We start from the raw sequence: 10611 nt of genomic DNA, 5'->3' as shown, positions 1-10611 counted from the left end.
GCGCCAGCATCAAGCCCGAGCCCGCCAAGCCCACTACACCCGACGCCTCAACCTCGAACTCCAGCCATGATCCCGAACGGCGGCTGCCGTACTAGGATGTCAAGCTCCGTCGGCTGCCGTCTCGCGGCGGAGCTTGACATCTTCGGCGTGAACGAACCACCCGCCTTCGACGAGCTGGACCAGCAGCAGGGCTCAGCTGCCCGGACGGTCCGCCGCATTCCATGGACGTCCAGCGTTGCTCGTGCTCATCGTGACCCAGTTGGTCACCCAGATCCGGCGTCAGACGTTGAAGCGGAACCTAGGCCGCCTCACACATGGACCTGCAGCTACTTCGCAAGCAGCCCATTCCAGAAGCCCAGTACGCCAGCGATGATTCCACCGATAACTGCGCCCAGAAGAACGATGAGCAGGTCCCTCTGGCCTCGCTTACTAATACCTCTCGCATTAGCGCGCCACTCGGGGACAACGTGTATGGATCCGGTTGCCCGCACCAGATACACCGCAGCACCCAACAGCGCCAAAGGAATAAGTCCGGTCGATATTCCGAAAGTCACGTAAACGCTCACCATATCTGGCTCCGTCTTCCGCAATTCCTCGATTGCTTTAAATGCGTTGAGAGTAAGGGGCACTAAAACTGCAAGCCATGACCCCTTAGGAAGAACTTTAAAGAAACCGCGCCAGGTTCGCCGCTTGCGAATAAACTCAGCTATATCCTCTGCTATTGCACGAGCTTCTGCATCTGTCGACTTCACGGCGATGTCCGCGTTCCGTAGCCACAGGTCGATTCGCACCCGGTCATCTTTGGTGGTCAACGATAAGAACCCAAGCTCTTCAGCCGTCGCATGTCTGAGGTCATCGACACTGTCAGCAACGGCGTCGTCGGCCGCTACTTCCACATTATGAAACCGGGGGGCATAATTCGACCCGTTGTCACCACCGCTCTCGTCCTCGTCAGCCCTAGCCGATTCGACAGCCAGCTCATCTTCTGGCGGGTTCTTGCCTCCGAAGTTCTCTAAAGCTATTGCGATGTCCTGAACGTCATCTAGGTAGAGTTCAGCCGGGCCAATAGTAGTCCGGTGACGTTTGGTCTGGCGACGAACATCTCTATGCAGAGGGCTCATTCTGGCCATACCTCCAGGCAGTACATCATGCGTCGGCTTTGATTCTGTTTCTCTGAGCCGCAAATAGACAGGGCTCCGAGCTTAGCCACCACCGTCCTAGTTGGGCAATCGATCGCCGCAAGTCGCTGAACACGTTTCACGCTTAAGCCACTCATCCATCCCGTCTGCCGTCGACCCGCCCTCCTGGGGAGCTGGCTGCCGTCCGGCCCGCCACGTCAAGACGGCCTTGACACGCGGTCGGACGCTGGCGGGTCGGGCGGTGGTCTGCTCGGCTCGCCCGGGTCGTCGGCTGACGGGATGGTCCGCGCAACCACCCACGGACCGCAACACGGCCGACGGGTTGCAACCATCTCGGAGCCCGAGCGCCCCCGCCGGAGGCGCAGTAACCGCAACCCCGCCACCGCCACCAGCTCGCCGACGCGGCCGACGTGCGCTCCCCTGCGCCGCGCGGGCACGTGGCCGCGCGGCCCGGCCGGCTGCCGGCCCACCCCCACCCGGTCGATACACTTGTCGCTCTGCGGCGGCCCCTTGGGCTCCCCACTTCCGCGCCAGCCGCCGGGCGTGTTGCGTGGCCGGAGTCGAAGCGTCAGCGAAGCGACGGACACGCGCCCAGGCGGCGGCGCGTGCGGCCCGTTCAGGGCCGCCTTGATAGACGTACAGAAAGTCCTCCCACACCGGCCGGCAGCCGCCGGGTCCATCAGGGCATGCTGAGTACGTGCACATCCCTTGGCGGACCAGCGTTGACGAGTTCGCGCAGATCCTGCGACGGCATGGCGTCGAGCAGGACTCAGTTACCGACGTCGAGGCGGCATGGGGTGCGTTCGCTGAGTTCCTGCAACTGGACATCGACGGCCTCGACCCGACTCCGGACTCCGATGCCGATGGCTTCATCATCCAGTGGGGCCGACGGTCATGGAGCGACAGCCGCCTGATTCTGACCTTCACCCGGCAACTGGCCATCGCTGATGTCGGTGACCGAGATGATCCCTACCGGCAGCCCGAACTGTGGCAGCTTGACTTGGGGATGGCCTTCGACGACGAGGCCGACCTGGTCGGCCTTGACCGGCTCGACGTCCAGGACACGGGGTTCAAGTTCGCTCCCACCGGGCCGCTCCGCGCCGCAGCGCTGTTCGATACCTGGGCGGAGACGCAGCGGCATGGCCCTATCCGAGCAGCCTGGATCGCGACCCCAGCGAGTAGCGGCTTGTCCTTCGAGTGCGTCTGCTGACCCGCAAAAACGTGAGATGCCAAGTCGGTGGAGCGGGATCACGACGGGTTGACGTGTCGGTACCCGGTGCTACTCTGGCGCTCATCGAGCGCGCCAGCGCGGCCTTCCTGCCGGATCGCTGGACTCGACGTCGGAGATGCCGAGCGGCCTTTCTGCCGCTGGTGCAGGCCACGTCCCGCCCGCTCTCGATCACCCCGGCCACCATGCCGGCTTGAATCCACTAAGCGACCCAGTACGGCCTCCCCGCCGTCCGCGATGGCCCGGATTCGCTCATCTCCACGGGTGGGGGCAGCCTGCGGCAATCCGCCGGATGCCGACAGTCCAGGCTCCCCACCCGTGCCGGCCCATTCATCAGGTCCACGAGCGCGAAAGGACATGACCCATCGGCGGGCAGTGGCACCACCACGATTCCGCCCTCCGGCGTCAGCCGCCCTCTCGGCGGTGCCATGGGACACGACGAACACCACCAGCGGACATGCGTCCACGGCTGGTGGTGCTTCGTCTCCCGTCCCTGCCACCCCCGCAAGAGGAGAGAGCCATCTTCACCACCTACCGCCCCGGCCTCGCCGCCGGTCGTGACGTCCAGGTCCTGCACCGCGCCGCCACGCCGGAGTTCTCCGGCTGGCTGGAGCACACCCGCCCCGCCGGTGGATGCGCCCGCCCGATCCGCCTCACAGGCACCATCGCCGCCGTCGACCGCGACACCGGCCGAATCCTGAGCGAGCAGCACACCGACGAGCTGCCCGACCGCATGCTGTACAAGGCGTGCGGCAACCGCCGCGAATCGGTGTGCCCGGACTGCGCCTGGGTCTACCAGGGCGACGCCTACCAAGTCGTCTGTCGCGGACTGACCGGCGGCAAGGGCGTCCCCGCCTCGGTCGGCCGGCACCCGGTCGTCTTCGCCACCTTCACCGCCCCGTCCTTCGGCCCGGTCCACCACCGCCACGTCCCCCACCACACCTGCCGCACCCGGCAACGCTGCGACTGCCGACCCGCACCCTGCCGCGCCCGCAGCAGCGCCGGAACCTGCCCGCACGGGCAGCCCACGTCGTGCTTCGCCCGCCACGACGCAGACGATCCGCGGCTGGGCCAGCCGCTGTGCCTGGACTGCTACGACCACGACCACCAGGTTGTCTGGAACTACTTCTCCGGCGAGCTGTGGCGACGCACCAAACAGGCCGCCGAACGCCACGTCGGCACAACGTGCCGTCGACGCGGCATTCCGAAGGTCGGCATCGTCACCGCCTCCGGCAAGGTCCGCTGGGTGCCGCCCGTGCGGGTGTCCCACGGCAAGGTCGCCGAAATGCAACGCCGGGGAGCGGTGCACTTCCACGTCCTGTTGCGCCTGGACGGCGTTGACCCCGACGACCCGGAAGCACTCGTACCGCCACCGGCCGGCATCACCATTGACGACCTGGAAGACGCGATCCACGCCGCCGCCCGGCAGATCACCGTCACCACACCCCCGCACCCCGACCAGCCGCAGGGCTGGCTGGTCACCTGGGGCGAGCAGGTCGACGTCAGACGCATCAACACCGTTGGCGGCGAGCTGACTGACGGCAAGGTGGCCGCCTACCTCGCCAAGTACGCCACCAAGGCCACCGAAGCCACCGGCCACTCCTCCACCCGACTCACCACGGCCACCATCGACGACTACGCCGACCCCAGAGGCGACCACGTCGCCCGCCTCATCGACGCCTGCTGGCACCTCGGCAGGCCCGTCCATGCCGATATGGCCATTGGCGCCGCCACCGCCGACGACCGTCAAGCCAGCCTTGACACCAAACCGATTGCCTATGCCGGGCTGCGACGCTGGGCACACATGCTCGGCTACGGCGGCCACTTCCTCACCAAAGCCCGCCGCTACTCCGTCACCTTCGGCCAGCTCCGCGACACCCGCGCCACCTACCGCCGAGAAGGAGACGACGAATCCGCCGACACCATCGCCGTCGGCACCCTCACCTACATCGGCTCCGGCTGGCTCACCGAAGGCGACGCATTCCTAGCCAACACCGCCGCCCGACAGCGACGCGAAAGCAGCCGCGTCGGCCGGGAAGAACTCGCCCACGAGGCGTGGCTGGGGGTGGCCGCATGAGCCGACACCTGACCCCGCGCTGGTACTCACCCGCCGAGGTCGCCGTCCTGCTCGGCTTCGGCATTTCCAAGGTCAAGATGAAGATCGCCACCGGCGAGCTGCGCTCCATCAAGGACGGCAAGTACCGCCGCATCCTCCCCGAATGGGTCGACGACTACATCCGCGAACAGGTCGAACGCCAGGAGGCCGCCTGATGCCCGGACGCGCACGAGCCAACGGCGAAGGCTCGATCTTCCCGTACCGCAACGGCTTCGCCGCGTACGTCTGGGTCACCAAGCCCGACGGCCGGCGCACCCGCAAGTACGTCTACGGCAAGACCCGTGAAGCCGTCCACGACAAGTGGATCAAACTGCACCAGCAGGCGAAGCAAGGTCCGGTGGCGACCACCGTCCCCACGGTCGGCACCTTCCTCACCTACTGGCTCACCGAGATCATCAAGCCGAACCGGGCACCCCTGACCTACGCCACCTACGAAACCTTCGTCCGCCTCTACCTCTCCCCCGGCCTCGGCGCGAAGCGACTCGACCGGCTCCAGTCACGCGACGTGCAGACCTGGATCAACCAGGTCGCCCGCACCTGCCAGTGCTGCGCCCAGGGCAAGGACACCGCCCGCCCGCAGCACAAGCGCCGCTGCTGCGCGGTCGGCCGCTGCTGCCAAGCCGTCCCGTCGACGCGCACGGTCAGCGACATCCGGGCCGCGCTACGGGCCGCCCTCACCCACGCCCAGGCCGAAGACCTGATCACCAAGAACCCGGCAGTGCCGGTCACCCTCGCCACGGTCCGCCGCCGTCGGGGTCGGTCCTGGTCGAGCGACGAGGCACGGAAGTTCCTGGAGTCCGCGAGGGCAGACGACGACCCGCTCTACGCCGCCTACGCCCTGGTCCTCGTCACCGGCCTCCGCAAGGGCGAAGCGCTGGGACTGACATGGGAGGACGTCGACCTCGACGCCGGAGAGCTGACCATCGGCCGCCAGCTCCAACGCGTACGCGGACAGCTCCTGCAGCGCGACACCAAGACCCAGGCATCCGACGCCACCCTCCCCCTGCCCGACATCTGCCTCACGGCCCTGAAACTGCGGAGCGGGCAACGCGACGAGGCGAGAGCAGCCGCCGGCAAGGCGTGGCACGAAACCGACCTCGTCTTCACCACCCGCTACGGCACAGCCGATCGAGCCCCGCAACCTCCAACGCTCCTGGCAGACGCGGTGCGACAAGGCAGGCGTCAAGCCGATCACCGTCCACGACGCCCGGCGCACCTGCGCCACGCTCCTGGCCGACCTCGACGTCCATCCCAGAGTCGCCATGCAGGTGCTCAGGCACGCCCGCTTCTCCGTAACGATGGAGATCTACACGCAGGTCACATCGACAAAGACGAGAGAAGCGCTCGAGCGCCTCGGCGACTCACTGAGCCGCTGACGAGAACTGCTGTACAAAGCTGCTGTACGCAGCCAGAAAGGCCACCTCCCGAAGCCGGGAAGTGGCCTTTGACCTGCGTGGGCGATACTGGGATCGAACCAGTGACCTCTTCGGTGTGAAGCAGGACGCCGCACCGACTCTGACCTGCGAAAACGAGAGCTTGCAGGTCGTGGTGGGTGCAGCTAGATGCCGTTCACTGCCGTTGGACGCTGTTCAACGCCCTTCCGTGCATCCGTCTGCTCCCAACCTGCTCCCCCAATCTCGGCACGAGACCGCTGGCGGCCGACCGGCAGGCACGGTCCCTCGTTATGCAGGGCGGTGCTCGTGTGGACGCCGGACGCGGGCTGGCAGGCCCTCAGCTGCGACATGGTCGCTGCACTCGTTGACACCGCATCCCGCAGCTCCCAAGCCGGTCCCTCCGGGCATCCGTCAGGCAGCTCACCGAGCTGACCAAAGGCGCATCCAGCGATGGCTGCACCGGGCCCCATGGTGACCGGCCGCAACGACGCTCTGGCAGCCTGCGATCTCGGCGGCCGTCGCCATCGCCACCGCGGGAAGAGGGTACAGCCTTCACGGCCGGACCCAGTCATGACGGCCATCCTCCGGGTCGACCCGCGCCCACATTCCACCGCCATTCTGCCCTTCGCCGCGGCCCATCGCAGAGCGATGGGATCATCCCTCAAGACACGCAGCGAGGAGGCATCGCGGGCGGATGAATCTAATCGAGGGCATCGCCATCGACGTCACCGCGCTTACGTCGCTGGCGCTGGCCGTCATAGACCGAGACCCATGGCAGGTGTGCGCGCTCGGCCTACCCACGAAGGCCCTCGGCCGGCACCGAATCACTGCAGAGCGGTACCGGCAGCTCCGCAACGCCCAGGACGGCGTGTGCGGCATCTGCAAGCGGGGACACCTGCGAGGGGCCGACGCGAGGCCCCTCTACATTGACCACGACCACCTCTGCTGCCCGGACCATCACAACACCTGCGGGGACTGCATCCGAGGTCTACTCTGTTCAAGCTGCAACGGCTGGCTGGGCGAGTTGGAGTTGTGGGGCAAGGTTCCCGGCATCGACGAAGACGGAACGTGGGAGCGGAACGCGCTCGCCTACCTGGATCGGGCCGGATGTCCGCTCACTGAGCAGCGGAAGAGGGCGACTGCGGAGCGGCACCGCCGGAAGGTGGCGCTGTGGGATCCGCCGTGCCGCTGCCGGGTCTGCGACCCGAACTGGGCGCAGCGGCGGAAGCAACGCCGAGCGGAAATTCACGCCAGGTTCCTCGTCCCGGCGTCCTTAGCATGACACCCGCAACGGCCAGGCAGGGTCGGGCAGCGGCACTGTCAACGACGGCTGAAACCGGACCCCCTGGCGACGGCCGAAAACGAACCCCCTTCGCTGGTTGATCTTTATTGTGCGGCCCGGACAGATGGGTGACAGAACGTTCCGGGGTCATGCCTGACACCTTCGACTCGACGTCGATCATCGACGTCTGTGCCCCTGAAGGTGATCACGCTGACCGAGCAGTGGTTGGAGATCCTGATGGCTCCGGCTCGCCACGGGTTGACCGTGGCCGAGACCTGCCGCCGCTATGGCATCTCCCGGCAGACGTTCTACGAGTACCGCATCCGCTACCGCGATCAGGGCCTAGAGGGCCTGCAGCCACGCTCACGCCGGCCCTTGAATAGCCCTCGGCAGACACCGGCGGAGACCGAGGACCTGATCGTGGCGTTGCGGAAGCAGCATCCCCGCTGGGGTGCCCGCAAGATCCGAGCAGTACTGCAGCGGCATGGCTGCGCCCACCCGCCGGCAGTTTCCACGGTTCACCAGATCCTTGTGCGTAACGGCCTCGTCGGCGTGCAGCCGCGCCGGCGCAGCCGCGCGTGGAAGCGGTTCGAACGCCCGGTGCCCAATGACCTGTGGCAGATCGACGCGACGGAAGTCCGGCTCACAGACCGGAGTCGGGCCTGGGTCATCGACGTGGTCGACGACCACGCCCGCTTCGCCATCGCCGCACACGCCTGCCGCTCGGCCAGCACCACCGCGGCCTGGACGGCCATGCAGCAGGCCATCGCCGAGCACGGCCCGCCTCGGCAGCTGATCAGCGACAACGGGCTGTCGTTCACCGGCAAGCGTCACAAGCGCACCGTGTTGTTCGAACGTCAACTCAAGGCCCTTGGCGTCCAGCAGCTGAACGCCCGACCCCGGCACCCGCAGACCTGCGGAAAGCTCGAGCGCTATCACCGCACGTTCAAGGAGTACTACGCCGACCACGGCCCCGCCGACAGCATCGAATCGCTGCAGCGGCTGCTCGACGCCTTCCGCTGGCACTACAACGTCGAGCGGCCTCATCAGTCGCTGGCCTACGCCACTCCGCAGGACACCTACGCCGCCACCGCCAAGGCGACGCCGCTGACCGGCCGCGACACCACCGGTGCGGTCGTAGCGCCTCGAACCCTGCGCGTCAATCCGAACGGCTCCATCAACTACCGCAAACGCAAGATCAACGTCGGCAAGGAGCGCGCAGGTAGACCCATCCACGCCACCGAGGAGCGCGGCATTGTGCGTCTCTACGACGGTCACGAGTTCATCCGCGAGGTTCTCCTCGGACCGCCCGGCACCTATCACGGCAGCGGCAAGAAGCCCACAGGCCGGCCCAAGAAGAAGATCGAATAGTGTCAGCCATGTGCCAAGTACGTGGTGTCAGGCATGACTCCGGGCCGCACAACCCCCGATACTGGAAGGGGGGTCTAGATTCGCCCGCTGCCTGGGGGTCAGTCTTCACGCGTCGCCGACAGGCACGACCCCAGGTCGCCCGCGCCAACCGACGGGAGCGGAAGTCGTGCCTGAGTGGGATGTCACGGCGTGGAGGCGCATCCGCGGGAGCTCCGATCACAGCCGTCCCCCGCCGCAGCACCACGGAACTGAATCGCACGAAGGCCAAACAGACGCCATGTAGCGCGCGGATCGCGGCGCGTGAGTGTGCATCAAGGCTGCACCGCGTTCGGACTACCTCTAGAGGCGATCCACCCGCTCTCCTTGACCGACGGGTCTGTTGGAATACTTCTCCGTGGCGGCCGGGACCCGCACCCCCGCGATGAGATGGCGGACGACCTCGGGATCACCGATGATGACGGCGCCGTCCGCTACGAGCCCGGCCAGGTCGTCGTTGCCGAAGGCGGCAAGGAAGGCATCCGTCGTGGTGACCAGGATGGCGTCCGGCTCGTCGGGCGGCTCGTGGGTGACGTCGGCGTCGGCCGACTTGAGGCGCACACCCAACACCCCGGTGGGACCGTGGTCGAGTAGTTCGATCCGGAGCGCCGCCTCGGGCCGCTCCGACGTCGACGCGACGAAGGTGCGGATGCTCAGCATGGCGCTGTCTGCGCTCACGAAGAGCTGTTCCGCGGTCGGCGGGGCGGCCAGCGCCCAGCGCGACCACGATCGGCTCGAGGCCACGACCCCACGCAGTGAGCTCGTAGACGCGCACGTTGCCCGGCGGCGGTAGCTGCCGACGGCGTACGACGCCCGCGTCGGTCAGCTCGCGCAGCCGGTCGGATAGTGCGTCCGAACTGGCGGTCGGGATCGCCTCCCGGAGGTCGATCGACCGGCTCTTTCGGCCACTGACCGCGCAAACAACAGCTCCTGCGCCCTCCGGTGCAGCCATCCCTCCTACAGCTTGGAGCCTGATATAAAGTTTCCTCGCAGCAAGCGAGGGAGGCACCACTCAATGGCCGAGAAGCCGGTTTCGCACGGATTGGGTTTCGGTAGCGGCAGCATCCTCGAGTACCCGGATGGCAGCGTCGAGTACCGGCCGACGGGGAAGCTGCTCTCCGCCTTTAGGGTCATGATGCGCGACATCTCTGGATTCTCGGTTCGCAAGGCGACCCGGGACGACAAGAAGCGACTCAAGGCTTCGTCGATGCAGCAGGTCCTGACTGTCCAAGGATCCGGCACAACCCTCGCTGAAGTCCCGGTGAACTACGGAACGGCCGAGAAGATTGAGCAGTGGTTCCGCGCCCATCCAGACTTCGGCAAGTCGTCTCAGGCGGCAGCAGCCTCGCCTCAACCGGGAATTTCGGTCGCCGACGAGCTCGCCAAGTTGGCGCAGCTCCGGGACGCTGGCGTCCTGACCTCAGAGGAGTTCCTCGTTCAGAAGAAGAGGCTCTTGGGCTGATCCACAGGCCACTTCATGGCCGAGGAGAAGCCCGCCGAGATCGTCCGGTTCAGCCGTGACCTCTCGGCGCGCGGTCGAGGCTGACCCACTCCTGGCCACACCGACGGGACGGGCCGGTTGCTCGATCAGCTGCTCGGCTACACGCTGATGGACTACTACGACAGCTACGGCCTGCACACCGTTGGGGTGTACGCGGTCCGGTTCGGCTACCTCGCTGCCTGGCCCCTGGCCGAGCTCGGCCAGCGCATGGGTGCCGAACCGATCGACTTGGCCCAGCTGCGTGCCGAGTTCGCGCAGGTTCTGCGCACCCAGCTACCGATCTACCAGCAGCGCCGCGGCCAGTGAAGCCCGCGCCGCGGCCCGGTCACCGTCTACCATGGCCGGGCCGCGGCTACCTGGGGCTCACCCCTCGGACGGGGGAACCTGACCCCCGCGGCGCCCGGATTTCGTCATACCGGCACGTACGGTTACGGTCGAACGACCTGCATTGAGCCATTTTCATCCTGCGTGGCGGTCGGCTTCGACGCGGTGCAGGACGAGGATGGCCTGCACGATCGCGGTCGCTCGGCGTGGGCAGCAGCGC

10 protein-coding genes and 2 pseudogenes are annotated in these 10611 nt (G+C 66.9%); 8 read left to right on the top strand and 4 right to left on the bottom strand.

The genetic code is table 11. The features are described 5' to 3' along the window. Window positions 1-326: 326 nt before the first annotated feature. A complete protein-coding gene (locus FB454_RS34450; protein ID WP_145824260.1) occupies window positions 327-1121 on the bottom strand; it encodes a voltage-gated chloride channel family protein in 795 nt (264 codons plus the stop codon). Between the two features lie 715 nt (window positions 1122-1836). Here FB454_RS34450 and FB454_RS34445 point away from each other — a divergent pair. The 6 genes from FB454_RS34445 (at window position 1837) to FB454_RS34420 (ending at window position 8530) form a co-directional block, all read left to right on the top strand. Beyond that, window positions 1837-2349 carry a hypothetical protein gene (locus FB454_RS34445; RefSeq protein WP_145824259.1) on the top strand — a complete coding sequence of 171 codons (513 nt, stop codon included), beginning with the start codon at window positions 1837-1839 and terminating at the stop codon, window positions 2347-2349. A 475-nt stretch (window positions 2350-2824) separates the two neighbouring features. Beyond that, window positions 2825-4444: a replication initiator gene (locus tag FB454_RS34440; RefSeq protein WP_486485505.1), complete on the top strand. Its 1620-nt coding sequence runs from the start codon at window positions 2825-2827 to the stop codon at window positions 4442-4444. Beyond that, complete coding sequence (locus FB454_RS34435) at window positions 4441-4638, top strand: excisionase family DNA-binding protein (RefSeq protein ID WP_089008620.1); 198 nt, start codon at window positions 4441-4443, stop codon at window positions 4636-4638. Before FB454_RS34440 ends, FB454_RS34435 begins: the two co-directional genes overlap by 4 nt. Beyond that, complete coding sequence (locus tag FB454_RS34430; protein ID WP_486485504.1) at window positions 4638-5978, top strand: site-specific integrase; 1341 nt, start codon at window positions 4638-4640, stop codon at window positions 5976-5978. The genes FB454_RS34435 and FB454_RS34430 overlap by 1 nt, the downstream gene beginning before the upstream one ends. 593 nt (window positions 5979-6571) lie before the next feature. Next, complete coding sequence (locus tag FB454_RS34425) at window positions 6572-7159, top strand: endonuclease domain-containing protein (protein ID WP_145824258.1); 588 nt, start codon at window positions 6572-6574, stop codon at window positions 7157-7159. 189 nt (window positions 7160-7348) lie between these two features. Further along, a complete protein-coding gene (locus FB454_RS34420; RefSeq protein WP_145824257.1) occupies window positions 7349-8530 on the top strand; it encodes an IS481 family transposase in 1182 nt (393 codons plus the stop codon). A gap of 339 nt (window positions 8531-8869) precedes the next feature. Here FB454_RS34420 and FB454_RS35715 read toward each other — a convergent pair whose 3' ends face one another. Both FB454_RS35715 and FB454_RS35710 read right to left on the bottom strand, forming a co-directional pair. Continuing rightward, on the bottom strand, window positions 8870-9244 hold the full coding sequence (locus FB454_RS35715; protein WP_486485506.1) for a hypothetical protein: 375 nt from the start codon (window positions 9242-9244) through the stop codon (window positions 8870-8872). A 49-nt stretch (window positions 9245-9293) separates the two neighbouring features. Further along, window positions 9294-9518, bottom strand: a pseudogene (locus tag FB454_RS35710) (winged helix-turn-helix transcriptional regulator); the annotation flags it as partial. Window positions 9519-9581: 63 nt separating this feature from the next. Between FB454_RS35710 and FB454_RS34410 the strand changes: the two are divergent. Then, on the top strand, window positions 9582-10028 hold the full coding sequence (locus FB454_RS34410) for an SHOCT domain-containing protein (RefSeq protein WP_145824255.1): 447 nt from the start codon (window positions 9582-9584) through the stop codon (window positions 10026-10028). A gap of 117 nt (window positions 10029-10145) precedes the next feature. Then, on the top strand, window positions 10146-10373 hold the full coding sequence (locus FB454_RS34405) for a hypothetical protein (RefSeq protein ID WP_186461722.1): 228 nt from the start codon (window positions 10146-10148) through the stop codon (window positions 10371-10373). A gap of 153 nt (window positions 10374-10526) precedes the next feature. Here the strand turns inward: FB454_RS34405 and FB454_RS34400 are convergent. Then, window positions 10527-10611, bottom strand: a pseudogene (locus FB454_RS34400) (IS5/IS1182 family transposase); the annotation flags it as partial.

The organism is Micromonospora sp. CNZ297 (assembly GCF_007827625.1).
This window is presented reverse-complemented; position numbering and strand designations above follow the sequence as displayed.